Source organism: Propionivibrio sp. (genome assembly GCF_017995515.1).
In the GTDB taxonomy this organism is placed as follows: Bacteria; Pseudomonadota; Gammaproteobacteria; order Burkholderiales; family Rhodocyclaceae; genus Propionivibrio.
Genome location: NZ_JAGOIT010000053.1, coordinates 1 through 24,916, shown reverse-complemented (window position 1 = coordinate 24,916; position 24,916 = coordinate 1). Strand labels below are relative to the sequence as shown.

Sequence of the window (24,916 nt, the reverse complement as noted above, 5' to 3'; positions counted from 1 at the left end):
GGCTTGCCGTGCGCAGCGTGTAGAACATCTCGGTGTAATGCTGCGGTTCGAGGATCTCGCCGCACAGGTAGTACGACACCTGGCGGATCGGCGATTGCTGTTCGTAGCGCGTCAATCCGCGGAAGGGGGCGGTGGCTTCGACGACGACTTCCTCATCCGGCTCGCGCGTGTTGTTTTCCTGATGTTTCATTCTGGCCTCCTTATGGCATCGGCGGCATCGGGTCGGTTTGACCTGGCCGGCGATCATGTGTTTCGTAGTCGATCCGGGAGCGTTGCGCAAGGTGGCAAAAGACCACAATGGCGCGCTAATGTTGAGTCGATGTGCTGCACATTCATTGATGCTGTCTCCCGTTCTGATAATAACTTTACAGGGAGAACACCATGCAGCTGTTTGCGCAGGAAAAGCGGTTCGGAATGATCGATATCGCCCGGTTTTACGCCATGACTTTCGTTTTTTTCGGTCATTTCATCGAACGCCTGATGATTCTCGAAAACCCGGCGGCGACGTTGCAATACCGCTTTGTCCACTCCTTTCACATGGTTCTGTTCGTTGTTCTGGCCGGTTGTGTGGCCAGGGACGGCGATCCTCATGATCTTGCCGGTGTTCGTCCTGGGCGACGCGCATGCCGGGTGGTGTGGCAGGGGCGCAGCCTAGAAGGGCTGCCCCCTATGCCGATTGGCGACCCGCTTTGCGTGGCGAAGACGCGCTCCGCCATCTACGCTGGGTGTCTGACGTGGATTCTTACCGATCGACGCAATGCACCTCGCCAATCTCTCCCTCGCCGACGCGTTCAAGAGCCTCGGCACCTCCGAAGACGGGCTGACGCCGGCCGAAGCGGCGCGTCGCCTCGGCGAGTACGGGCCGAATCATCTCGAGGAAGTCGGCGCCGAGCGACCCGGGCGCCGCCTGCTGCGCGAATTCACGCACTTCTTCGCCATCATCCTGTGGATCGCCGCCGGCCTTGCCTTCTACGCCGAGTCGAAGAGTCGCGGCGAGGGGATGTGGCAGCTCGGCGTCGCCATCGTCGCCGTCATCCTGATCAACGGCTGCTTCTCCTACTGGCAGGAGTACCGCGCCGAGCGTGCGATCGACGCCTTGCGCAAGCTCCTGCCGCAGACGGTCAAGGTCGTGCGCGGCGGGCAACTGCTGACGCTGCCCGGCGAGGCGCTCGTGCCGGGTGACATCATCCTGCTCGAAGCCGGCGACAACGTACCGGCGGACTGCCGCCTGATCTCGGCGAACGGCATCCGGGTCAATGCGTCGACCGTCACTGGCGAGTCCATGCCCAAGGCGCGAAGCGCGGACGACGACAGCGAACATACGAACGATGCACCGGCACTCGAAAGGAAGAACGTCCTGCTCGCCGGAACTTCGCTCGTCTCGGGCGACGGGCGCGCCATCGTCTTCGCCACCGGCATGGCGACCGAGTTCGGCAAGATCGCCCATCTCACGCAGACGGCCGACAAGACGACGTCGCACCTGCAGGTCGAGATCGCGCGCCTGTCGCGCCTGGTCGCCGTCTTCGCGACGCTGCTGGGTGTCGTCTTCTTCGCGCTCGGCACCGTTCTCGGCTTGCCGTTCTGGGCCAACCTCATGTTCGCTATCGGCATCATCGTCGCCAACGTGCCGGAAGGTCTGCTGCCCACCGTCACGCTCTCGCTCGCCATGGCCACGCAGCGCATGGCCCGGCGCAACGCACTGATTCGCCACCTGCCGACGGTCGAGACGCTGGGCGCGACGACGGTGATCTGCAGCGACAAGACGGGCACGCTGACGCAGAACCGGATGAGCGTCCACCAGGTCTTCTCGAACGACCGCTTTGCCGACGCGCCGGGTCCGGTTGCGCCTGGCGCCGGCCGTCCCGGTATCGACCACCTGCTGCGCAACGCGGCCGCATGCCACAGCCTGAAGGCCGAGCTGCGCGACGGCAAGGCCGCCTGGCTCGGCGACCCGATGGAGGTGGCGCTCCACGAGTTCGCCGGGCAGGCCCCGGCAGCCGGCCTGCGCGTGTGCGGTGAAATTCCGTTCGACAGCGACCGCCGCCGCATGTCGGTCGTCGTCGAGGACGAAGGAGGGCGCTGGCTGTACTGCAAGGGCGCGCCGGAAGTCGTGATGCCGCTGTGCGCGGCGATCGAGCACGATGGTCGCGTGCTGGCCTTCGACAAACATTCGCGCCGCCACGCGACCGAAGCTCAGCAGCTAATGGCCGATCACGGCTTGCGTGTGCTGGCGTTCGCCTATCGGCGGCTCGAAGGCCAAGGCGAGGCAAGCGAGGAAAACCTCGTCTTCTCCGGCCTGATCGGCCTCTACGATCCGCCGCGGCCGGAAGTGCCGGAAGCCATCGCGCGTTGCCGCCTGGCCGGGATCAAGGTCGTCATGGTCACCGGCGACCATCCACACACCGCCGCCGCCATCGCCCGCGAGATCGGGTTGGTGCGCGGGGCGAGTCCGCGCATCGTCCTCGGTACGTCGTTGCGCAAGATGACGCCGGCGCAGCTGCAGACCGCGCTCGACAGTCCGGAGATCCTATTCGCGCGCGTTTCCGCCGAACAGAAGATGATCGTCGTCAACGCGCTCAAGAAGAAGGGCGAAATCGTCGCGGTGACGGGCGACGGCGTCAACGACGCGCCGGCGCTGAAGTCCGCGCACATCGGCATCGCCATGGGGCTCGCAGGGACCGACGTCGCCCGCTCGGCGGCCGACATGATCCTGCTCGACGACAATTTCGCCAGCATCGTCAACGCCGTCGAGGAAGGGCGCGCCGTCTTCGAGAACATCCGCAAATTTCTCACCTACATCCTCACCTCGAATATCCCCGAGCTGATTCCCTATCTCGCGTACGTGCTCCTGCGCATCCCGCTGCCGCTGACCATCATCCAGATCCTCGCCGTCGACCTCGGCACCGACATGCTCCCCGCGCTCGCCCTCGGCGCCGAACGACCCGACCCCGAGGTGATGCGCCAGCCGCCGCGCCGACCGGACGAGCGCCTGCTCTCGTGGTCGCTCGTCGCCCGCGCCTACCTCTGGCTCGGGCCGTTACAGGCCGCCGTCTCGCTCGCCGCGTTCTTCTTCGTCCTCAACACCGGCGGCTGGCGCTACGGCGAACCACTCGCGACGCACGCACCGCTCTACCTGCAAGCCACCACCGCCTGCCTCACCGCCATCGTCGCCTGCCAGGTCGTCAACGTCTTCCTCTGTCGCCATCACCGTGTTTCCGCTTTTGCTTTCCCACTGGCCGGCAATCGCCTGTTGCTGACCGGCATTGCCGTCGAATGTGGCCTCTTGCTGTCGATTGTTTTTACACCGCTTGGAAACTGGCTGTTCGGAACGCAGGCATTTCCGATGGAAGTGTGGGGCGTGATTGCGGTGATGGCCCTGTGTTTAGGCGGTCTGGAGGAACTGCGGAAGCTTGCTCTTCGTTAGTTGGATCGGCGTGGGGAGGACAGGCTCTTGTGTCCTTCTTGGTGCCGGGAAACACTCATATGGTCATTTCACGCTTCGTTGCTTCGTCCATCGTGTTGTCGGATTTTTGCCGGTCAAATCACCCGAACGATCCAATCGTTGATTCAGTGTCGGATGTTTTTACAGTGCTGGCTCATGAAATAGGCCGAGTGACGCGAAACGATTGGTTCTACGGGCGTTATGCCTTTCGGCATAGTCATTGCTTGAGTATTGGCGGGTAGTAGTTCCGTATGTTCGATAGATCTTCCGTGTTGGGGGTGATCATGAAAACGAAATTGCGTAATTCGGTCGTTGTTGCAGCCGTGCTTTCCGTTGCCGCCTCTGGTGTCGCTAGCGCGGCTGACTTCGTCCTGCCAACCCCTGACAACAGTACTGCCGTCTATGGCATGTTCCCAGACGCAACGGGTACTCCGAGGCAGGCCATCTTAATGGACGGCATCCCGATCGCGTTCAAGTACGATGACTTCTGGTCTTACTCGGCGAAGATCTTGGAATCCATTCAGACCGTAAATCCAGTTTTGATACCAAAGGCGACCTTCGGCGCGTACGATTTTTCAACTGGAACAGGCACCATTCTCGTAAATCTTACGTCCGTCGCCGGTGGGGCTAGTAATCCGTTCGGCCTTCAGAATCCTGTTGATTTGCAGGGTTCCGGTGACAATGTCACGGGATGGGTAGCCGAATGGGGCAATGTCAATCAGTCGCTAACGGTTTGGCAAACAGTAGGCCAGAGTCCACAGGGGTACGACACGGTTGCGTCGAGCCTAAAACCTCCATCTAGCACCTCAACAGTTGGCGAACTCTTGGCTGCCTTGCAGTCGATGGACCCGACTTGGACTATTCCCTTGCTCTATGCTGACTATAACCAGTCTGGTGTCGGTGATTCTCTTTTCATGAGTGCGCAAGTGCGAATAATCGACCCGTCAAACGGTTCAATTAAGGGGTTCTGGCAACTCGATTCGATGACTAATAACAGTTGGGATCAAGATGCACCGACCTACAATTTTGGTGACATAATGTTTGCGAGCGCGGACAATTGCACACCTCTATGGGATCCGCTGACAGGTAAGGGATGTGCGGGTGTTACGGATAGCGAGTTGACCTACACCGGAAGCCATAACAAGGGGTCAGGCAAGGCAGACTTTATGGCGTTTGCGCCGGACATGGATCTGTCCTTGTATGACCCGAATTTCCTGTGGGTGGTGACGGTTAATCTGGGTTGCAACCCACAAGGCGTCACCGACGGCATTGGGACCACAACCCAGGGCTGCAACACAAACGGGTTTGAAGAGTTCGGGTTTATCGGCGGTGTTGCGCCGAACAGGGTTCCTGAGCCGGGTTCTCTGGCATTGCTTGGACTTGGTCTCGCAGCAGCCGGATTCGGTATCCGTCGGCGTAAGGCCGGAAAGTAGGCCGAATCGACTCAGCCCGGAGCGGGCTTCACAGAGTCTGCTCCGGCGTGATTGATCTTCCGGGCACGAGCAACAATCAACCCCGTCGTTTCTTGAGGCGGGGTTTTCTTGAGCACGAATGACTCCACTTAGTGCAACGTTTGCCTGGACGTGACCACAGTCAAAGTCCGGGCCGCTTCCTCTCCTACCTTATGCGGCGCTGAACGTTTTCCAGATACTGCTCCGCATCCATCGCATTCCCGTCGCCCTGTGCGCGCCAAAGTGTTTCTCCGAGGCAGTCGATGAGGACGTGTTCGGCATCGTGTACTTCCAGCCGCTGACGAAGTTTCTCGTAGGCGGTGCGAATTCCCCTCGGACGGTCGACGGCGAGTTGGTCGGCGATGGCGAGGTGCAGCGAGAGGTGGAGAAAGGGATTCATCTGTCCGCTTTCCGGCGTGAAGTCCGTTTCGACGGCGGCTTCCCGGTTTTCCAGCAGCGCGTGGTATTCCGGGTGGTGCGTGATGAGGTCGGCGGCGACGGCTTCGGCGCCGTCGAGGATTTCGCGGGCGCGATGCTTGCGCCAGGCCTCGCAGAAAAACCGTCGGACCTGGTCACGGGATGGATTGAACATGGGCTTCCTTGCAAATTGAGGTTTCGCTGATCAGCGCGGTAACGACGCTGTTTTGCCGCAGGTGGTTGCCGCAAAGGCTTGGGGCGATCTGGCCGGTGCTGTAGGTGCCGAGCACGGGCAGGCCGGGGAAGCGCCGGCGCAGGAGCGCGAGGTCGCGGTCGTCGCCGCCGTAAAAGTAGGGGCCACGACCGATGCAGGAGAACATCAGCGCGCAACTGGGCGAGGTTTCTGCGGTATGTTCGGCGGCCAGCCGGTCAAGCGCGTTGCGCATGTCGGCTTCGGCTGAATCGGCCTGGCGGACGGCCCAGCAGACTCGTTCTCCCGGCGCCAGGCGCTCGGACAGGGTCAGGGACTGGTCACGGTTGATTGCGATGATCGGCAGCGTTCGGTAGCAGCCGTCGGCGAAGGCGCTGTTTGCCTCGCCGGATGATTCGAGAACGACGGCGACGACCTGGTGCAAATGCGCTTCCAGTCGGTTACGCAGGTCAGACGGGAGTGCGCCGAGCAGGCTTCTCAGTGCTGGCTGCCCTGACAGGCGTTCGAGGTCGAAGCCGTTACATTGCTCGATGCGTTGCGCGTCGCCGACGAGCTTCAGGCCGCTGGAAACCGCCGTCTCGATCTTTGCGCCGAGAACTTGCACGCTGCAACGCAGTTGTTCGTTCAGCCGGCCCTGCTGCCAGACGAGCGGTACAGGGCGTGGTGTGCCGTGTGAGGAAGTGTCCGCGAAAACACCGCTGATGCATGCGCCAAAACGCGTGGCCGAGGAACGCCATTCGGGCGGCAGGTGATCGCCGGTGAAACTGATCAGGGCCGGAGCGTTGTCGTCGGCTGCGCTGTCGTTACCGAGAGCGAGTCCGCCGCCGAACACCATTACGGCGGCGGCAGGGCGATCGACGATCCAGCCGGCTTCGGTGAATACTCCTGAAGCAATGCCGCCTGCAACTTGAATGCACTGCACGGTGCGCGCGACGGCGGTGACTGCATTTTGGGCGTAGTGCGCATGGTGTGCGAATTCCGGCGTCAGGAAAAGCAATGCGCCGCTGGCGTGCGTCAGCCCGGATTTCTTCAATGCGTCGCGCGCCGCCTGCTCAGCGAGCCATGGCAGCGGTTCGTTGCCTGATACGAGGGCAGTGGCGACAGTCATTCGGCGTCGAGAGGAGCTTTTGGTCAGGCGGTAGGAGCAGCCAATTTACCGCAAAAACGGCATGGTTCAGCGATGGAGATTCGGTCTTGGAAGGCCGAGCGTACGGGTGGGCGCGGCTCCAGATTATCCCGATGAGATGGGCGTTCATCAGAAGCAAGTTTAGCTTGCATGGCTAACTCCATGATGTTATTTTAATATTTCCTATTTCGACGCTCAGGATGGGTGGCGCCGTGGCTAAAATAATACGTAAAGCAACCAGATCTTTCGGGCGGCATGCAGCTTCACTTGCTGTGGCTTCCTGTCTCGCGCTCTCCGGAGTGTATTCAACAGCGAACGCCGCTGGTTTGGGGAAAATCGTCGTTTTCTCGGCGCTCGGCCAGCCGTTGCGCGCAGAAATCGAGGTCGCTGCGTCGCGCGACGAGCTCGCCGACATGAAGGCGCAACTTGCTTCGCCTGAAGTCTTCAAACAAGCGGGCCTGGATTACGCGACCACCTTGTTGGGCATCAACTTCAGCATCGACCGGCGTGCGAACGGCAAGGCGGTGATCAAGTTGAATTCGGACAAGCCGATCAACGATCCTTTCATTGACTTGCTGCTTGAACTCAACTGGGCAACCGGCCGGCTGGTGCGTGAATACACGTTCCTGCTTGATCCGCCCGAAATGATGGTCAAGGGGTCGGTGCCTGTGGCGCCGTCGCAGGCCAAGGTTGCGGGGTCGAGGTCCAGCGCTGCCCCGAGCCCCGTTGCGGGGATTGACGACGAAGTACGCGGCAAGGCGGTCGCACGCTTGCGCGCGAAAGAGGCGGAAGGTCAACGACCCGCTACCGTACAGCCATCCGAAAGCATTGATTCACGAGAGGTCAGGCGCGGCGATACCTTGCACAGAATCGCCGTCGAGACGAAGCACGAAGGTGTGTCGCTCGATCAGATGCTGGTTGGATTGCTGCGTGCCAACCAAAGCGCATTCGACGGCGGCAACATGAACCGCTTGAGGGCAGGCAGGATTCTTACCGTTCCGGATAAGGCGACGATTGAGTCGGTGCCGGCGGCCGAAGCGAAGAAGATCGTCGTGGCGCAATCCTCCGACTGGAATGCATACCGCAACAAGATGGCGGGTGTGGCCGCGCAGGCGCCGGCGGGCGAGGACGCCGCGAAGCAGGAAGCTGGCGGCAAGATCACCGCACAAGTCGAAGACAAGGCGGCGCCAGCCGAAGCGCCGAAAGATCAGCTAAAGGTCTCGAAAACCGAGTCTGCTGAAGGAAAGGCGGGCGACAAGCAAGCTGAAGAGGAGCTGATTGCCAAGGGAAAGGCGCTCAAGGAGGCGAACGAGCGTTTGGGCATCCTTGAAAAGAATCTGGCTGATCTTCAGAAATTGGTTGAGCTGAAAAACCAGAACCTCGCGGACCTGCAAAAGCAGGCGACGGAGAGCAAGACGCCTGCGCCGGCAACGGGCCCGACCGATGCGCCCAAGCCCGCGGCGCCCGAGATTGCTCCGGCTGAGGTGGCTTCCACGGCGCCGGCTGTCGAGAAGCCCGCTGAACCCGCTAAGGTCGAGGAGTCCAAACCCGAACCAAAACCCGAGCCGAAGCCCGAACCCAAGAAACCGGCTGCAGCAGCAAAGGCGAAACCGGTCATCCCGCCGCCACCCCCGGAAGAGCCGACTCTGGTCGACGAGTTGCTCGAAAATCCGCTTCCGCTGGCTGGTGCCGGGGGCATTCTTGCTCTCCTCGCGGCGCTATTTGTCGCACGCCGCCGTCGCGCCAGCAAGGAAGAGGTTCCGCTCAACGTCGGCAGCACCCTCACGCCGTCGAGCACGAGCTTGACCGGTAATTCGGTATTCCGCAGCACCGGTGGGCAAAGCGTCGATACCTCGCAGACGCCGGCGCAGACCGATTTCAGCCAGGCGGGCCCGGGCAGTATCGACACGGATGAAGTGGATCCGGTCGCCGAGGCCGATGTTTACATGGCGTATGGACGCGATGCACAGGCCGAGGAAATCCTGCTCGAGGCCAAGCAAAAGGATCCGCAACGCTTGGCAATTCACCTCAAGCTGCTTGAAATCTACGCGAATCGGAAAGATCTCAAACAGTTCGAGCAGTTGGCGACGGATCTTTATTCAGAGACCGGCGGCGTCGGCGCGGACTGGGAGAAGGCCGCCGCCATGGGGCTTCGGCTTGATCCGGACAATCCGCTGTTCGGTGCAAAGGGGGGGGCATCTGGTGCTGTTGATGCGGCGGTTGCAGCCAGCGTTGCTGGTGTTGCCAGCGCTGCCTTTGATGCCGACGCAACGGTGATCGTCCCGTCGCTTACAGCCAGCAGTACGGTAACGATGCCGGGAGTGCTGTCGAAACTTGCGGAGGAAGCCGCGCCGGTCGAGCCCGTGGTCGTGGAAGAGCCTGCACCCGTAGCGGACCTGGCAAGCCTTGATTTCGATCTTGGTTTTGGCGATGAGCCGCCGGCGACTACGCAAGAAAAGAAGGCCGAAGAGGCGAGTATTCAGGAAAGCGCACCGGCTCTGGATCAAGGTCCGCTGGATTTCGATCTGGGGAGTGATAGCGATGTAGTCGAGGCTGTGCCGGTGGCGCCAGTGGTGGATGAATTGGCCACCGGCGGTGATATCGACCTCGACTTCAATTTCCCGGAGATGGAGTCGAGCGTGCGGGCTGCGGGACAGCCGGCTCCGGCGCAAGGCGGTGTCGCGACGGGCCTTGATTTCGACCTCGCTCTGGACGAGATGGCGGAAACGGCCCCGGAGGGCCTCTCGGCGCAGCTGGACGATGATGGAGCAATGGCAGCGAGCAAGATCGAGGATGACGGCGTTGAGTTCGACGTCAGCCTGACCGAGTCAACCTTCCTCGGCCGCTCGGCACCTGATGCGCCCTCGTTTGACATGGCTTCGATCGACCTGGATCTCGGGCTTCCGGAAATCCCGGAGCCGTCGATGACGGCTGCGCCGGAGGGAGAAATCGGGGGCGTCGTGGACTTCGAAAGCGCGCTGGTTTCCACTGCCGTGAATCCCGATTTTGCAAGGGAACAAGCGGAGACGATCGTCAGCCCGAACTTCGCTTCGGCGCCGGAACCCGATATGTTGCCGGAGCAGGACTTCTCATTCGCGCAACTTGAGACGCAACTTAACCAAGCGCCGACCTATGAAGAGCCGGGTTCGGCGGGCGATGATTTCGCGACGACGCAGGAAGAAACCGTGGTTAATCCGCAGTTTGGCGCGAGCGACGATCTCCTTCCGGATTTCGAGATCAGTGCCAACGAGGAAGTCGCGACGAAGCTTGATCTCGCGAAGGCCTACGAAGAGATGGGTGATTTCGAAGGCGCGAGCGAGCTTCTGCAAGAGGTATTGAAGGAGGGCGATGCGGCGCAGAAGGAGAGGGCGCAGGCTATTCTGGCCAAGATCAACACCTGAGAACAGGCCGGCCTCGGGCTGGCTACAGTGGCCGCCACTCTTGATTGAGCGGCGGCCTTTTTGTTGTAACGGGACGCGAGAAGAGACTGTGTATGCCGGTATACGCGATTCATCCGACGATTCGCCTCGTGCTTTGGGTGGCGCTCGTTCTCTTCGTGCAGGCGCTGAGTGGAGTGATCTTGCTGTTGGCGTTCGTTGCGCTGCCGGTTGTCGGTGGGCAGGCGTTTCGGCGGAGTGGGCGTTTGATCTGGCGGGCGCGCTGGTTGTTGCTCTCGCTCATGCTCGTTTTCGCGTGGGGGGTTGCCGGAACACCGCTATGGAATGTGGGGTTCGCGCCGACACGAGAGGGCGTGATGGAAGGGCTGACGCATCTCGGACGCCTCGTCCTGGTGCTGGTTGCTGTCGCGACGTTTCTCGAATACATGTCGGTCGCCGATGTGCTGGCCGCGACGCACGGCCTCCTCAAACCGCTTCGCTACCTTGGGTTGAACCCCGAGCGCGGGGTGGTTCGTCTCATGCTGGTGTTGCGTGCTGTCGAGACGATGCCACGACCACGCGATTGGCGCGTATTGTTGGCGGCTCCCGAGGCAAACGCTGGGGAACATATTGTGGTGGGCGCTAGACGATTGTCGGTGGTTGATTACGTCATCGTGTTCGCCATGCTGGCCGCCATCGTTTTTAGCAGCTATTTCTTTCTGTTTTAGGTGTCACCGATGCGGCTTGCTTTGGGGGTTGAGTATGACGGGAGTGCTTTTCGCGGCTGGCAGACGCAGCCCGGCGGAAATACCGTGCAGGATGCGCTCGAAGCGGCCCTGCAGCAGATCGCCGGCGTGCCGGTCGAGGTTGTTTGCGCGGGGCGAACCGATGCGGGCGTTCATGCGACCGGGCAGGTCGTTCATTTCGATCCACCGGTAACCCGGCCGATTACCGCCTGGGTGCGCGGCGTCAACACGTTTCTCCCCGACGCCGTTGCCGTGCGCTGGGTGCATCCGGTCGGCGCGGTTTTTCATGCGCGTTTCTCGGCCTTCGGCCGCTGTTATCGCTACGTACTGATCAATCGACCGCAGCGTACCGGCGTTTGGCATGGTCGGGCTGGTTGGTATCATCACCCGCTCGATGTTGAAGCCATGCGACGGGGCGCGTCGCTGCTGCTCGGCGAACATGATTTCTCCGCGTTCCGTGCTGCCGGTTGCCAGGCAAAGTCTCCGGTCAAGACGGTCAGGCGCGCCGAGGTCCGGCGCGCGGGCGATATCATCGTGTTCGATTTCGAAGCCGGCGCGTTTCTGCACCACATGGTTCGGAATCTGGTTGGCAGCCTGGTCTACGTTGGTCAGGGAAAGCGCCCGCCCGAGTGGATGTCGTCCCTGCTGCAATCGGGTGATCGCCGTCTGGCGGCGCCGACGTTCTCCGCGGCTGGCCTGTATCTGGTCGAAGTGAAATATGAACCTCACTGGGGCTTGCCTGTCAGTAGCGGTGTTTTGTTGCCCGATTCGCTGGGGCTTTGAGTGCCAGCAGGAAGTACGATGAGTACACGCATCAAGATCTGCGGCTTTACCCGCAAAGAGGATTTACAGGCGGCCATCGATGCCGGCGTGGATGCCATTGGCCTCGTCTTTTATCCGCCCAGCCCGCGCTTCGTGGATGTTTCGACTGCGGCCGAACTGGCGCGATTGGTTCCGCCCTTCGTCACCATCGTCGGGCTGTTCGTCAATGCCGATCCTGCGACAATTCGGGCGACGCTCGCGGCCGTGCCGATTCATCTGCTGCAGTTTCATGGCGACGAAGACGAAGGTTTCTGCCGGCAATTCGATCGCCCCTACATCAAGGCGGCCCGGGTCAGGCCGGATGTCGATTTGGTACAATACGCACGCTCTTTTTCTTCAGCGCAGGCGATTCTTCTCGATGCTTTTGTCGAGGGTTATGGCGGTGGCGGCAAGGTTTTCGATTGGACGCTGATCCCCCCGGATTTCGCGAAGCCGCTCATTCTCTCGGGTGGTCTCGACGCCGGAAATGTTGTTGATGCGATCGCACGTGTGCGACCCGCCGCGGTCGACGTCTCGTCCGGCGTTGAGGCGGCGAGGGGGATCAAGGACGCTGAGAAGATTCGAGAGTTTGTCTCCGCCGTGCGATCGGCGGGGCTGATGCCGATCGATTGAACGTGATCGGTGATTGCATGCTGTTCGGAACAGGGTGTCTTATGCGCAAGAGTCCTGGTGGGCTGACCCGTACTTGCTGGAGAAGATTCGTCGCTGACCATACCTGAGGCGGGTGACAGATATTGTCTCGTCTGTTTGTTCTTGTCTGAATCCTGCTTCAAGGAGAAATCATGGTTGCTTCCCCCTACGATCTGCCCGACGCCCTCGGCCATTTCGGCCCCTACGGTGGCGTTTTTGTTGCCGAGACCCTCATCCCCGCGCTTGAAGAGCTGAAGCTGGCTTACGCCGAGGCTCAGCGCGATCCGCAGTTCATCGCCGAATTCGAGTACGACCTCAAGCACTACGTCGGACGTCCGAGTCCGATCTATCACGCCAAGCGCTGGTCCGAACTGCTCGGCGGCGCGCAGATCTATCTCAAGCGCGAAGACCTCAATCACACCGGCGCGCACAAGGTCAACAACTGTATCGGCCAAGCCATGCTCGCCCGTCGCATGGGCAAGAAGCGTGTCATTGCCGAGACGGGCGCCGGTCAGCACGGCGTCGCGACGGCGACCGTGGCGGCGCGTTACGGGATGGAGTGCGTGGTGTACATGGGCTCCGAAGACATCAAGCGGCAGGCGGCCAACGTCTATCGCATGAAATTGCTCGGTGCGACCGTGGTGCCCGTGGAGAGCGGTTCGAAGACGCTCAAGGACGCGCTGAACGAAGCGATGCGCGACTGGGTGACGAACATCTCGAACACCTTCTACATCATCGGCACGGTCGCCGGCCCTCACCCGTATCCGATGCTGGTGCGCGACTTCCAGTCGGTGATCGGCAGGGAGGCGATCGGCCAGATGCAGGAACACTGCGAACGCCAACCCGATGCCGTGATCGCCTGCGTTGGCGGCGGATCGAACGCGATGGGGATTTTCCATCCCTACATCCCGGTTGAAGGCGTTCGTCTGATCGGCGTCGAGGCCGCGGGCGAGGGCGTCGAGACGGGGCGCCACGCGGCGTCGCTGACCGCCGGCCATCCGGGCGTCCTGCACGGCAACCGGACCTATCTCTTGCAGGATGAGAACGGCCAGATCATCGAGACGCATTCGATTTCGGCCGGCCTCGATTATCCCGGCGTCGGACCCGAGCACGCCTGGCTCAAGGACAGCGGCCGTGCCGAGTACGTCACCATCACCGACAGCGAAGCGCTGCAGGCCTTCCATAACCTGTGTCGCCTCGAAGGCATCATTCCGGCACTCGAGTCGAGTCATGCCATCGCCTACGCGACCAAGCTCGCGCCGACCTTGCCGAAAGACAAGATCCTGCTGGTCAATCTCTCCGGGCGCGGCGACAAGGACATGCACACCGTCGCCGAAAAATCGGGCATCAAGTTCTGAGGTTCCCCAATGTCAAAAATACAAGCTACCTTCGAGCGCCTGCAGGCGCAGGGCCGCAAGGCGTTGATTCCATTCATTACCGCCGGTGATCCCGACCCGGCGCTGACCGTGCCGTTGATGCACACGCTGGTCGACGCCGGGGCGGATATCATCGAGCTCGGCGTGCCGTTTTCCGATCCGATGGCCGACGGGCCGACCATCCAGCGTGCCTCCGAGCGCGCGCTCGCCAAGGGTGTCAGTCTGCGGCAGGTATTCGGCATGGTCGCCAACTTCCGTGCCGACAACAATGAAACGCCGGTGGTGCTGATGGGCTACGCCAATCCGATCGAGGCGATGGGCGTCGAACAGTTCACGGCGGCAGCGTTCGATGCCGGCGTCGATGGCGTTCTCGTCGTCGATTACCCGCCCGAAGAAAGTGCCGAATTTGCCAAGGCGATGAACGCCAATGCGCTCGATCCGATCTTCCTGCTCGCACCGACGTCGACGGAAAAGCGCATCGCGCAGGTCGCCGAACTGGCCAGCGGCTACGTCTACTACGTCTCGCTCAAGGGCGTCACCGGCTCGGCGGCGCTCGACGTGCAGTCGGTCGCGGCGCGTATTCCCGAGATTCATGCGGCAACCGGCGTGCCGGTCGGCGTCGGCTTCGGTATCCGAGACGCGGCAACGGCGGGCGCGGTGGCCAGGATCGCCGATGCGGTCGTGGTCGGCAGCCGGATCATCGAGGAGATCGAGCAATCGACCACCGACAATGTCTGCGCCCGGGTACGAACGTTGGTCGCCGATCTGCGCCGGGGTATCGACGTTGCAGGAGGTCGGTCATGAGCTGGCTGAACAATCCTCTGCCGCCGAAGATCAAGCGCGATCCCGGTGTCGAGCGCAAGTCCACGCTCCCGGAAGGTCTGTGGAGCAAGTGTCCATCCTGTGAAGCGGTGCTGTACGCGACGGACCTGGAGAAAAACGCACAGGTCTGCCCGCAGTGCGGCCATCACAATCGCCTCGACGCGCGGGCGCGCATCGCGATGTTGCTCGATCCCGAGGGGCGTTTCGAAATCGGCGCCGAGGTCCTGCCGACCGACCCCCTGAAGTTCAAGGACAGCCGTCGCTATACCGAGCGTTTATCCGATGCCGCGACGGCGACCGGCGAGACCGATTCGCTCGTCGTCATGCAGGGCGCGATCAAGAGCGTCTCTGTCGTCGTCGCTGCCTTCGAATTCGACTTCATGGGCGGCTCGATGGGCTCGGTGCTGGGCGAGCGCTTCGTGCGCGGCGTGCAGACGGCGGTCGAGCAGCGCCTGCCCTTCCTCTGCGTGACGGCGTCCGGCGGTGCGCGCATGCAGGAAGGCCTGTTTTCGCTGATGCAGATGGCGAAGACGACGGCGGCGCTGACCAAGTTGTCCGACGCCGGCTTGCCGTTCATTTCGATTCTCACCGACCCGACGATGGGCGGCGTTTCGGCGTCGTTCGCCTTTATCGGCGACATCGTCATCGCTGAACCCGGCGCGCTCATCGGTTTTGCCGGTCCGCGCGTCATCGAGCAGACGGTGCGGCAAAAGCTGCCTGAAGGATTTCAGCGCGCCGAGTTCCTGCTCGAGAAGGGGGCGGTCGACATGATCGTCGATCGCCGCGAGATGCGGGACAAGCTGGTGCGATTGCTCACCATGCTGCAAAGGCGCCCTGCGCCCTAGCCGTTCCAGGCGGTGTCCTTCGGGTGTGCCGGGTCCGAACAGTCAGACTGTCGGGACCCGGCTTTTTTCGTTGTTGTCGTGCTTGTTGCGTGGAAAGACAATTCTTGAATTCATTGACCGAATGGCTGGTGCACCTTGAGGGCCTTCATCCCAAGGGGCAGGGCGGCATCGAACTGGGGCTGGAGCGCGTTGGTCGCGTCAAGGCCGAACTCGGCCAGACGCAGCGCTGTCCGCTGATCATCGTCGGTGGGACGAACGGCAAGGGTTCGACCTGTGCCTACCTCGAGTCGATCTACGCGCACGCCGGCTATCGTGTCGGCTGCTATACCTCGCCGCATCTTCTCGCCTACAACGAGCGCGTGCGTGTCGATCGCCTGCCGGTTGACGATGCGGCGCTATGCGATGCCTTCGCCCGTGTCGAAGCGGCCAGGCGGAGTGCCGGCAATATCGCGCTGACCTACTTCGAGTTCGGCACGCTGGCGGCCTGGGAGGTCTTTGCGGCGAGCGATGTCGGTGTGATCATCCTTGAGGTCGGCCTCGGCGGTCGGCTCGACGCAGTCAACGCTTACGACGCCGACTGTGCCGTGGTGACGGGCATCGCGCTCGATCATACCGACTGGCTGGGCACGACGCGCGAAGCGATCGGCTACGAGAAAGCCGGTATCTTCCGCGCTGGAAAGCCCGCAATCTGCGGCGATCCGGAACCACCGCATACGCTGCTTGATCATGCGTCTTCGATCGGAGCGCCGTTGCAACGCGTCGGGCGTGATTTTGCCGCCATTGCCGAAGAAGGGATGCTTACGTGGACCTTCAGCGGCCGGGATGGGGCGATCACCGGCTTGCCTGAACCGGGGCTATACGGTCTTTTCCAGTTGCGCAATGCGGCGGCGGCGCTGGCGGTCGTCGAATCGCTGAAGGCGTCGCGGCCGGTTGCGCGCGCCGCGATCGAATGCGGCCTCGTCGACGTTTATCTGCCGGGTCGCTTTCAGGCTTTCCCTGGTCGGCCCACTTTCGTCGCCGATGTGGCGCACAATCCGCAAGCCGTTGCCGGTCTCGCCGAAAATCTCGACGCGATGGGCCGCTTCGAACGCACGATCGCCATCGTCGGCATGCTCGCCGACAAGGACATCGCCGGCGCGCTGGCCACCTTGCGCGGCAAGGTCGATGTCTGGCTGTTCGCCGGACTGGATGTGCCGCGGGGTGCTTCGGCCGAAACGCTCGCCGCCGTTCATGCCGCTGGCGCCCTCGGCGGGCGTGTCGAATGCTTCGCGTCGCCCGACGAAGCCTTGGCGCGCGCCGCCAAGGTCGCGGGCGGCAATGATAGAATCGCGGTCTTTGGATCGTTCTACACCGTGGCAGCCTTTCTGCGAACGACCAATGGCAAGTCTCCGAACTCTCTCGATTCGACCAATACCGATGTCCGACTCCTCTGACGCGAATTTGCAGCTTAAAAAACGGGCACGCCGCCGATTGGTCGGAGCCTTCGCCTTCGCGGGCTTGGCCGCCGTCATCCTGCCGATGGTGATGGACGAAGAGCCCAGGCAACAGGTACAGGATGTTCAGATTCGCATCCCGGGTCAGGATCAGGCGCCGTTTGTAAACAAGCTGGCGAAGAACGCGCCCGAAGCGGGCGAGCCGCTGGTGCACCCGGAAGCCGCCGAACCGGTGGTCGCACAGGGCATTAGCGCAGTCAAACCCGCCGATGTACCCACTGAGGGATCGGCCGAAAAGGTGCTGGAAAAACCCGCGGGGAAACCAGTGGAGAAATCCGACGAGAAATCGGTGGAAAAGCCGGTGGAGAAGCCGGTTGAGAAAGAAGCAGCCAAGGTTCCGGCAAATCCGGAGGATAAAAAGGTTGCCGACAGCACGGCAAAGGAGACGCAGCGCGCGGCAGCCATTCTTGGCGACAAAACCGACGATGCGGCGGCGAAACCGGCAGCGAACGGCAATGGTGCAGGGAACGGGCAGTACGTCATCCTGATCGGCGCGTTTTCCAATCCGGCCAACGTCAAACAGTTGCAGGCCAAGATCGGCGAACTCGGCGTCAAGGTCTACACCGAGCCGCTCGACTCACCCGGCGGCAAGAAAACGCGTGTGCGCGCCGGCCCCTTCGCGAATCGCGATGCCGCCGACAAGGCGCTCGACAAGCTCAAACGGATCGGCGTCAACGGCGTGGTCGCTGCCAGGTAATGACGGTTTTCGACTACATCGTCATCGCCGTCGTTGCGGCTTCGGTGCTGCTCGGAATATGGCGTGGCGTGGTCGGCGAAATCATCGCGCTGGTTGCATGGATTCTGGCGTTCTTCGCTGCCCGCTGGTGGGGTGACGAAGTTGCGAATTCGGTGCTCAATGCGATCAGCGACCCGGTGCTCCGTCTCGTCGCGGCCTGGGTGCTCGTCTTCATCGTCGTGCTCATGCTCATGGCGCTCCTGCGCCTGGCCATCCGCGGTTTGCTCAAAGCGCTCGGACTCAGTCCGACCGATCGCCTGCTCGGCATGATCTTCGGCGTGGCGCGTGGGTTGGTGATCGTTCTGGCGCTTGTCGTCGTCGGCGGCATGACCATGGCGGCGCAACAGAAGTGGTGGGTCGAGGCGTATTTTTCCACGCCTCTGGAAACAGCGGTGATGGCTGGCAAGCCTTGGCTGCCGCAGGAAATCGCTAAACGAATTCGATTCAGGTAGGAAAGATTATGTGCGGGATACTAGGCGTTGTCGCAACATCACCGGTCAATCAGCTGCTCTATGACGGATTGATGGTTCTCCAGCATCGCGGCCAGGACGCCGCCGGCATCACGACGGGTGACGGCGATGCGTTTTTCATGCACAAGGGCTCCGGGCTGGTGCGCGACGTATTCCGCACGCGCAACATGCGCGCGCTGCCCGGCAACATGGGCATCGCTCACTGCCGTTACCCGACGGCCGGTTCTTCGTCGGATTCGGCCGAGTCGCAGCCGTTCTACGTCAATTCGCCGTTCGGCCTGGTGCTCGCGCACAACGGCAACCTGACCAACACCGAGCAACTGCAGGAAGAGATGTTCCGGCTCGACCGGCGACACATCAACACCAATTCGGACTCGGAAGTCCTGCTCAATGTGCTGGCGCACGAGATGCAGGCGGCGGCCAAGGGCTTCAGTCTCGACCTCGATACGATCTTTTCCGCAGTGGCCGGCGTGCATCGGCGCTGCAAGGGCGCCTACGCGGTGGTCGTGCTGATCGCGGGTTACGGGCTGCTTGCCTTCCGCGATCCAAACGGCATCCGCCCGATGGTTGTCGGAACCAACCAGACGCCTCAGGGTACCGAATACCTGGTTGCTTCCGAATCGGTCGCGCTCGATACGCTGGGGTTCAAGGTTCTGCGCGACGTGGAACCGGGCGAGGCGATCTTCATCGACACCTCGCACCAGATGCACGCGCGCCAATGTGCGCAGAATCCGACGCTCTCGCCGTGCATTTTCGAGTACGTCTACCTGGCCCGCCCGGATTCGGTGATCGACGGTGTCTCGGTGTACGAAACGCGCCTGCTCATGGGCGAGTACCTGGCCGACAAGGTGGTCGAGCGCATCCCGGTGACGAACATCGACGTCGTCATCCCGATCCCCGATTCGAGCCGACCGTCGGCGATGCAACTCGCGCAGCGACTGGGCATTCCCTACCGCGAGGGCTTCGTCAAGAACCGCTACATTGGTCGCACCTTCATCATGCCGGGACAGTCGACGCGCAAGAAATCGGTGCGCCAGAAACTCAACACCGTCGCGCAGGAGTTCAAGGGCAAGCGCGTGTTGCTGGTCGACGACTCGATCGTGCGCGGTACGACGAGTCGCGAAATCGTCGACATGGCACGTGCGGCCGGCGCGTTGAAGGTGTACTTCGCCTCGGCCGCGCCGCCCGTTCGCTATCCCAATGTCTATGGGATCGACATGCCGACGCGTGGCGAGTTGATCGCGACCGGGCGGACTGATGAGGAAATCGCGCGCGAAATCGGTGCCGATGCCCTCGTGTATCAGGATCTCGATGCACTCAAGGCTTCGGTCAGCCATCTCAAGCCCGAACTCTCCTCTTTTGATTGCTCGTGTTTCGACGGCCTTTACGTCACCGGCGATGTTACGCCCGAGTACCTCGATGCACTCGAGCGCGCGCGAGAGAAGAAACTCGCCGGTGCCAGGGACGAAGGCGGTGATTCGCGGCAACTCAACAGCAACAACCAATCGGTGTCCTGAACGATGAGCGACAAGTATCAACTGGAAACGCTGGCTATTCGCGAGGGCCTTGCGCGCAGCCAGTTCAACGAACACGCGGAAGCCTTGTACCTCACTTCCAGCTACGTCTTCGACAGCGCCGCGCAAGCCGCAGCGCGCTTCTCGGGTGAAGAGGAGGGCAACGTCTATTCGCGCTTCACCAATCCGACCGTGTCGGCCTTCCAGTCGCGGTTGGCGGCGCTTGAAGGCGCGGAGTCGTGCGTGGCGACCGCCTCGGGCATGTCGGCCATCCTGTCGCTGGTCATGGCGCTGTGCAGCGCCGGCGACCACGTCGTCGCCTCGGCCGGTCTGTTCGGCGCGACGCAGCAACTGCTCGGCACGATCATGCCGCGCTTCGGCGTACAGACGACGTTCGTTGCGCAGACCGACGTCGCCGCCTGGGAGGCTGCGATTCGTCCCGAGACCAAGCTGTTCTTCCTCGAAACGCCGTCCAACCCGCTGACCGCGATCGCCGACGTGCCGGCGCTGGTCGCCGTGGCGCACGCGCGCAACATCCTCGTCGCCGTCGATAACTGCTTCTGCACGCCGGTGCTGCAGCGTCCGCTCGATCTCGGCGCCGACCTGGTCTTACACTCGGCGACCAAGTTCCTTGACGGACAAGGGCGCGTACTCGGTGGTGCGGTGGTCGGCAAAAAAAAGCTGACCGACGAAGTGCTCAAGTTCCTGCGCACCGCCGGGCCGACGCTCTCGGCGTTCAACGCCTGGGTGCTGCTCAAGGGGTTGGAAACACTCAAGATCCGCATCGAAGCGCAATCGGCTAACGCCCTGCAACTGGCACGCTGGCTCGAAGCGCATCCGAAGGTCGCTCGCGTGTATTACCCCGGTCTTGAATCACACCCGCAGCACGATCTCGCGATGCGGCAGCAGAAGGCCGGTGGCGCCATCGTCTCGTTCGAGGTCAAGGGCGCGCGTAGCGAAGCCTGGAAGGTCATCGACAACTGCCGCCTGCTCTCAATCACGGCCAATCTGGGCGATACCAAGACGACGCTGACGCATCCGGCATCGACGACACACGGGCGCATCACGCCGGAGCAACGGGCTGCCGCCGGCATCACCGAGGGCTTGTTGCGTATTGCGGTCGGCCTTGAGGCCGTCGGCGATTTGCAGAGCGATCTCGAAACTGGACTCGCGTTGATCTGAGCGAGTTTCCGAGCCTTCCTGAAATGGCCGACGGGCGTTAACCGCCGCCGCGTTTGCGGCGCGACAGGTCCTCGTTCTCATCGGTCATCTGCCGCAGTGACTGCTTGACAGACTGCGGCAGCATGAACCAACTCAACAGACTCGACCCGGCGCATATCACCCAGAACAGAAGAAAGCCGATCGAGTAGGTCGGCATTGCCGAGAGCGCGACCGGCTGGCCGAAAAAGTAGAGTTGTTGCGGATCGATCACCGTAAAGAACACGATTTCAGCCATACCGGCGGCGATGAACGCCGGCCAGAGAACCCAGATGATATGCCTCATTTACCCTCCGTCAGTTGTTGAAAGGGACGTCGTGCTGAGTGTGTACGCGGTCGTTCGAGTCATGTGCAGCGAATGGGTTCCATGGCGGTCGCACCGAGCCGATCGTGCCGCGTAACGTTTGGTGATTGTCGAGCCTTCTGCTAAAATGCCGCCTCTTCTGGAGAGGTGGATGAGTGGTTTAAGTCGCACGCCTGGAAAGCGTGTTTAGCCGTCAGGCTAACGCGGGTTCGAATCCCGCCCTCTCCGCCAGAATAGTTAAAAAACCGCCTATCCAGGCGGTTTTTTTTCGCCTACACCTGCGTGCCTGCGCGGGTTGCTGCGTGTTCATGTTTACTTCGCCGTTTCAACAACTGGCCCCAGTGCGGGCCAATTCTCTCTCTAGTGCCACTGTTTTCTCCGTATTCGTTCGCCAGTGAAATGTGGCGAAGTAAATGAGTCGGCAGATTGGGGCTGTTTGTAATCAATTGCTTAGCCGCTTACGTTTCAATCGGTTTTTTCATGATTTTGGTGGGCGAAGGAAATTGATGCATAGCTCCTTGAAGACCATCGTTGGTGAGCGTTTCCTGATCAGCCGATCGATTCGTGCTCGGCAATCAAAGATGCGACAAGGGCCCGTTGCTCATCCCAAATTACCGGGTCCATTGCTGAGAAGTCGAATAGCTTGATCTGGTCCGGGAGGTCGTCGTCGAGGATTGCTGCGACTAGATCTGGGGCCAGTGTCGTGAGCCTCAACATTCTGGAAACATATGGATTGCTTACCCCTTCGAGATCGGCAAGTTCCTGTTGAGTACGAACTTCGCCCGAGTCGAGCATGCGTTGCCATCGATGTGCTCGCGCCAGAGCTCGCTGGAGTGGGGATGGTTCCTTATCCCATGGACGAGGTTTCAGAACTTCCCCATCCGGCAGCGTGACAAGTTTTCGGCCACTGCGACGTTTGAAATTGATCGGCACAGCGACGGCGATGCGCCCGTCGCTCGCCAACTGGACTTCTGCGTCACCAACCCGCTGAATTTTGAGGTCGCTCATGCCGCCACCTTATCTTCACTACGCTGGGTGTTGAGTTCAAGGAGCACACGTTCGATGCCGTTGGTGCGCAACTGGAGTTCCAGTTCGTTGGGCGAAACCACCACTTTCTCGACCAGAAGGCTGACCAAACGGTGCTGCTCGACCGGAAAAAGTTCATCCCAGATTGCGTCGAGCCGGGTCAGGCCAACCGTAATCTTAGCCTCGTCTAGCGATGGATCGAGGGCCGTGGCCTTTGGCACGACGTCGGCGATCAGTGCCGGAGAGCGTAGCAAACCGCGAAGTTGCTCGAGAACCGCCGATTCCAGTTCGGCGGCGGGCAGACGGGGGAGTCCAGACGCACCGGCGTGTTCCTTCAAGTCACGTTGCGACACGTAGTACCGATAGACCCGCCCCGTCTTTCTTTTCGTGGTGTGCCAGGGAGCAAGAGCCCGGCCATCGATGCCGAACACGAGTCCTTTCAACAAAAATGGAGTTTGAGCGCGCGTACGGTTGGCCCGCGCACGGCCATTGGTGGCAAGGATAGCGTGCACGTCATCCCAGGTTTTCTGATCGATCAAGGGCGGGTGCTGGCCCGGGTACCAAGCCGATTTGTGGCCGATCTCACCGAGGTAGGTGCGATTAACCAGCATCTTGTAGATGAGACTCTTGTCAATGAGCTTTCCATTCCTGACCTTGCCGTCCTGGGTTGTCCATGCCTTCGAAGTGACACCATCCAACTTCAGTTCGCGAACCAGCTTTGTACTTGACCCCAACTCCACAAAACGCTGAAAAATCTGCCGCACCAGCTTGGACTCCTGTGGATTTGGCACCAGCCGTCGATTCTCCACGTCATAGCCAAGCGGCGGCATTCCGCCCATCCACATTCCTTTACGCTTGGAGGCCGCGATCTTGTCGCGGATTCGCTCACCCGTCACCTCGCGTTCAAATTGCGCAAAGGAAAGAAGTACGTTCAGCATCAACCGTCCCATGGAAGTCGTAGTATTGAATTGCTGGGTCACCGAGACAAAGGAAACGCCACGACGCTCAAATACTTCAACCATTTTCGAGAAGTCGGCCAGACTGCGGGTGAGTCGATCGATTTTGTACACGACGACGATGTCGACTAAACCGACCTCAATATCCTGCATGAGACGTTTCAGTGCCGGCCGATCCATACTCCCGCCCGAGAATCCACCATCGTCGTAGTCATCCGAGACAGGGATCCAGCCCTCAGCACGCTGGCTGGCGATGTAGGCATGACCTGCATCACGTTGCGCATCGATCGAGTTGTATTCCTGCTCCAGGCCTTCCTCGCTGGACTTGCGGGTATAGACCGCACACCGTTGGCGTCGCTTCAGGGCATCGCTCATTTCGATTTCCTCACCGGGGCAGATGCCTTCAGGCCGAAGAACAACGGGCCTGACCATCGCGTACCCGTGATTTCACGCGCGATCATCGATAGTGTGGGGTAGCGACGTCCTTGAAATTCGTATTGACCATCAGTGCCGACGACCACGCGATGCATTTGGCCTTGATATTCGCGCGTGATGACCGTGCCGGGCACTGGCCGAATGTCGCGGTCGGTTTTGCTGACCTTGCCGGTAGCCAACAATTTATCGATTCGATGTGCATTTCGTTCGAGCAATCCCTGATTCACCTTGCGAAAGGCGCGCTCTTGCAAACCGTAAGCAATTCGCCGCTCCAGAAATGCTCGATTGCTATTGGGCGACGTGCTTCCGTTAAGCTCGATCCACAAGGCGCGGAGATCGTCGATTGAGAAGTCAGGCAACTGGGCGATCTGAGTCAGAACGCTCGGTGGCGTGGCAGGAGTGAGATTTTGGCGGTTCATTACGGCTCCGTTTTACGGTTGTTGACGGGGTCTGTATGAACGCGCTGGTGGGCAGGAAAGCCAAGCCCAAAACCACCCGCAGGTAACTCGGTGCCTTCATCTGCTGACGGCCTGACACGAAAGCGCGCGAGGCCATTGGCCAGCAGCGATGCCACCTCTTGGCGACGCTGTTCGGGCGTCATTTTGTCCGGCGGGGTATGTTTGATTTCATGCATTGGTGACCAGTCCTTTCAGTTCAAATCGCGTATGCGAAATTGTCCTGAAGGGCAGCCATCAAGGCCATGAGGGAGTTTCGGGCTCCGACATGCTGTTGCGGGTTATTGCGAAAAGTGCAGCAGAATTTCCGCTAATTTCTGACGGGGGGCTGGCCATTTCGAATGAAGTGATCGAAGGTGTCCTCCTCCGACTCCTCATCATCGTGGCGAGGGCGCTGCCATTCCGCATCGGGCATCAACAGCAAGGTCAGTGTGTAATCGTACTGCGCCGCGACCTTGGTCATCTCGGTCAGCGGCATTGAGGACGGCTCGCGCGGAAACCATGCTTGAGCTCGTGTCGTTTGTGTCTCACTGGCCGCCGAGCAGTTATCGCTATAGGCCAGAGCCCCTCGCGGCATTTCGATAGTTCGTTTGCGTGTTGCAAAATAGGCCCCCGATTTGAATGCTGCCTGGTTTGATTTCGCCCACAACATGTAATCATCACGACTGGCGACCAAGATCGCGCGCTTGTTGGCGATTTCAGTCCATCGCAACGCAGCAGCGGTCAGCGATACTCCATAGCGGTCAGCACAGTGGCCCAGCAGATCGAAGCTGATCGGCTGTCCGTCCACCTGTCGCCGGAAGTCGTCCAGCGGCATCAGTAGGGTCGATGCAAACAAATCCGCTTCGGCCTCGATATCACGATCATTGTTGTCACCCGTTTCAATGTCGTCACCACCACACTCGAAGAGATTCTGTTGGTGTTGCCGGCTGCGCAAATCCGTAGAAATTTGGCGGCATAGAATGGCGGCTGAATTTGGCGTCGAGAGGTGCACGAAATTGGGGCCCATCGGGCCCCGTGTTTTGATGTCGCGGTTGTTCGCCT

General features: G+C 61.0%; 23 protein-coding genes, 1 tRNA gene and 1 pseudogene. 15 read left to right on the top strand and 10 right to left on the bottom strand.

Annotated features, from left to right (window positions below; genetic code table 11):
• Together KBA32_RS10330 and KBA32_RS10325 are read right to left on the bottom strand one after the other, a co-directional pair.
• Window positions 1-190, bottom strand: a pseudogene (locus KBA32_RS10330) (hypothetical protein); the annotation flags it as partial.
• A gap of 53 nt (window positions 191-243) precedes the next feature.
• Window positions 244-591: a hypothetical protein gene (locus KBA32_RS10325; protein WP_294358480.1), complete on the bottom strand. Its 348-nt coding sequence runs from the start codon at window positions 589-591 to the stop codon at window positions 244-246.
• A gap of 166 nt (window positions 592-757) precedes the next feature.
• Between KBA32_RS10325 and KBA32_RS10320 the strand changes: the two genes are divergently transcribed.
• Both KBA32_RS10320 and KBA32_RS10315 read left to right on the top strand, forming a co-directional pair.
• Window positions 758-3,424 carry a cation-transporting P-type ATPase gene (locus tag KBA32_RS10320; RefSeq protein WP_294358478.1) on the top strand — a complete coding sequence of 889 codons (2,667 nt, stop codon included), beginning with the start codon at window positions 758-760 and terminating at the stop codon, window positions 3,422-3,424.
• 302 nt (window positions 3,425-3,726) lie between these two features.
• Window positions 3,727-4,875: a PEP-CTERM sorting domain-containing protein gene (locus KBA32_RS10315; RefSeq protein WP_294358475.1), complete on the top strand. Its 1,149-nt coding sequence runs from the start codon at window positions 3,727-3,729 to the stop codon at window positions 4,873-4,875.
• 184 nt (window positions 4,876-5,059) lie between these two features.
• Here the strand turns inward: KBA32_RS10315 and KBA32_RS10310 are convergent, their stop codons facing one another.
• Window positions 5,060-5,485 carry a DUF1841 family protein gene (locus tag KBA32_RS10310; protein ID WP_294358472.1) on the bottom strand — a complete coding sequence of 142 codons (426 nt, stop codon included), beginning with the start codon at window positions 5,483-5,485 and terminating at the stop codon, window positions 5,060-5,062.
• Window positions 5,466-6,629, bottom strand: a complete 1,164-nt coding sequence (locus KBA32_RS10305; protein ID WP_294358469.1) for an FIST C-terminal domain-containing protein — start codon at window positions 6,627-6,629, stop codon at window positions 5,466-5,468. The genes KBA32_RS10310 and KBA32_RS10305 overlap by 20 nt, the downstream gene beginning before the upstream one ends.
• 230 nt (window positions 6,630-6,859) lie before the next feature.
• Between KBA32_RS10305 and KBA32_RS10300 the strand changes: the two genes are divergently transcribed.
• The 12 genes from KBA32_RS10300 (at window position 6,860) to KBA32_RS10245 (ending at window position 20,660) form a co-directional block, all read left to right on the top strand.
• Entirely contained in the window at window positions 6,860-10,048 is a 3,189-nt protein-coding gene (locus KBA32_RS10300; RefSeq protein ID WP_294358467.1) for a FimV/HubP family polar landmark protein, read from the top strand.
• A 92-nt stretch (window positions 10,049-10,140) separates the two neighbouring features.
• A complete protein-coding gene (locus KBA32_RS10295; protein ID WP_294358462.1) occupies window positions 10,141-10,752 on the top strand; it encodes a hypothetical protein in 612 nt (203 codons plus the stop codon).
• A gap of 9 nt (window positions 10,753-10,761) precedes the next feature.
• Window positions 10,762-11,553 carry a tRNA pseudouridine(38-40) synthase TruA gene (gene truA / locus KBA32_RS10290; RefSeq protein ID WP_294358459.1) on the top strand — a complete coding sequence of 264 codons (792 nt, stop codon included), beginning with the start codon at window positions 10,762-10,764 and terminating at the stop codon, window positions 11,551-11,553.
• 18 nt (window positions 11,554-11,571) lie between these two features.
• Complete coding sequence (locus KBA32_RS10285; RefSeq protein ID WP_294358456.1) at window positions 11,572-12,204, top strand: phosphoribosylanthranilate isomerase; 633 nt, start codon at window positions 11,572-11,574, stop codon at window positions 12,202-12,204.
• A gap of 170 nt (window positions 12,205-12,374) precedes the next feature.
• Entirely contained in the window at window positions 12,375-13,580 is a 1,206-nt protein-coding gene (gene trpB / locus KBA32_RS10280; RefSeq protein WP_294358453.1) for a tryptophan synthase subunit beta, read from the top strand.
• A gap of 9 nt (window positions 13,581-13,589) precedes the next feature.
• The gene (gene trpA / locus KBA32_RS10275) at window positions 13,590-14,402 is read left to right on the top strand and encodes a tryptophan synthase subunit alpha (RefSeq protein ID WP_294358449.1); all 813 of its coding nucleotides are present in this window, start codon (window positions 13,590-13,592) and stop codon (window positions 14,400-14,402) included.
• Window positions 14,399-15,265, top strand: coding sequence for an acetyl-CoA carboxylase, carboxyltransferase subunit beta (accD, locus tag KBA32_RS10270; protein WP_294358446.1), 867 nt, complete (start codon window positions 14,399-14,401; stop codon window positions 15,263-15,265). The genes trpA and accD overlap by 4 nt, the downstream gene beginning before the upstream one ends.
• Before the next feature lie 104 nt (window positions 15,266-15,369).
• Window positions 15,370-16,698 (top strand): bifunctional tetrahydrofolate synthase/dihydrofolate synthase, encoded by a 1,329-nt coding sequence (gene folC, locus KBA32_RS10265; protein WP_294358441.1) that lies wholly within the window; start codon window positions 15,370-15,372, stop codon window positions 16,696-16,698.
• Window positions 16,682-17,455, top strand: a complete 774-nt coding sequence (locus tag KBA32_RS10260) for an SPOR domain-containing protein (RefSeq protein WP_294358439.1) — start codon at window positions 16,682-16,684, stop codon at window positions 17,453-17,455. The genes folC and KBA32_RS10260 overlap by 17 nt, the downstream gene beginning before the upstream one ends.
• Window positions 17,455-17,946 carry a CvpA family protein gene (locus tag KBA32_RS10255; RefSeq protein WP_294358436.1) on the top strand — a complete coding sequence of 164 codons (492 nt, stop codon included), beginning with the start codon at window positions 17,455-17,457 and terminating at the stop codon, window positions 17,944-17,946. Before KBA32_RS10260 ends, KBA32_RS10255 begins: the two co-directional genes overlap by 1 nt.
• Window positions 17,947-17,954: 8 nt before the next feature.
• Window positions 17,955-19,481: an amidophosphoribosyltransferase gene (gene purF, locus KBA32_RS10250; RefSeq protein ID WP_294358432.1), complete on the top strand. Its 1,527-nt coding sequence runs from the start codon at window positions 17,955-17,957 to the stop codon at window positions 19,479-19,481.
• A 3-nt stretch (window positions 19,482-19,484) separates the two neighbouring features.
• Window positions 19,485-20,660, top strand: coding sequence for an O-succinylhomoserine sulfhydrylase (locus KBA32_RS10245; protein WP_294358429.1), 1,176 nt, complete (start codon window positions 19,485-19,487; stop codon window positions 20,658-20,660).
• Window positions 20,661-20,697: 37 nt separating this feature from the next.
• Here KBA32_RS10245 and KBA32_RS10240 read toward each other — a convergent pair whose 3' ends face one another.
• Window positions 20,698-20,982, bottom strand: a complete 285-nt coding sequence (locus tag KBA32_RS10240; RefSeq protein ID WP_294358426.1) for a hypothetical protein — start codon at window positions 20,980-20,982, stop codon at window positions 20,698-20,700.
• 159 nt (window positions 20,983-21,141) lie between these two features.
• Here KBA32_RS10240 and KBA32_RS10235 point away from each other — a divergent pair.
• A tRNA-Ser gene (locus KBA32_RS10235) sits at window positions 21,142-21,231 on the top strand.
• Window positions 21,232-21,549: 318 nt separating this feature from the next.
• Here the strand turns inward: KBA32_RS10235 and KBA32_RS10230 are convergent.
• The 5 genes from KBA32_RS10230 to KBA32_RS10210 all read right to left on the bottom strand — a co-directional run.
• Window positions 21,550-22,008: a LacI family transcriptional regulator gene (locus tag KBA32_RS10230; RefSeq protein WP_294358424.1), complete on the bottom strand. Its 459-nt coding sequence runs from the start codon at window positions 22,006-22,008 to the stop codon at window positions 21,550-21,552.
• Complete coding sequence (locus tag KBA32_RS10225) at window positions 22,005-23,357, bottom strand: recombinase family protein (protein ID WP_294358422.1); 1,353 nt, start codon at window positions 23,355-23,357, stop codon at window positions 22,005-22,007. The genes KBA32_RS10230 and KBA32_RS10225 overlap by 4 nt, the downstream gene beginning before the upstream one ends.
• Window positions 23,354-23,836, bottom strand: a complete 483-nt coding sequence (locus KBA32_RS10220; RefSeq protein ID WP_294358419.1) for a DUF2924 domain-containing protein — start codon at window positions 23,834-23,836, stop codon at window positions 23,354-23,356. The genes KBA32_RS10225 and KBA32_RS10220 overlap by 4 nt, the downstream gene beginning before the upstream one ends.
• A complete protein-coding gene (locus KBA32_RS10215) occupies window positions 23,836-24,051 on the bottom strand; it encodes a hypothetical protein (protein WP_294358417.1) in 216 nt (71 codons plus the stop codon). The genes KBA32_RS10220 and KBA32_RS10215 overlap by 1 nt, the downstream gene beginning before the upstream one ends.
• Window positions 24,052-24,182: 131 nt before the next feature.
• A partial coding sequence (locus KBA32_RS10210; RefSeq protein ID WP_294358414.1) for an ImmA/IrrE family metallo-endopeptidase occupies window positions 24,183-24,916 on the bottom strand: 734 nt, incomplete at its 5' end.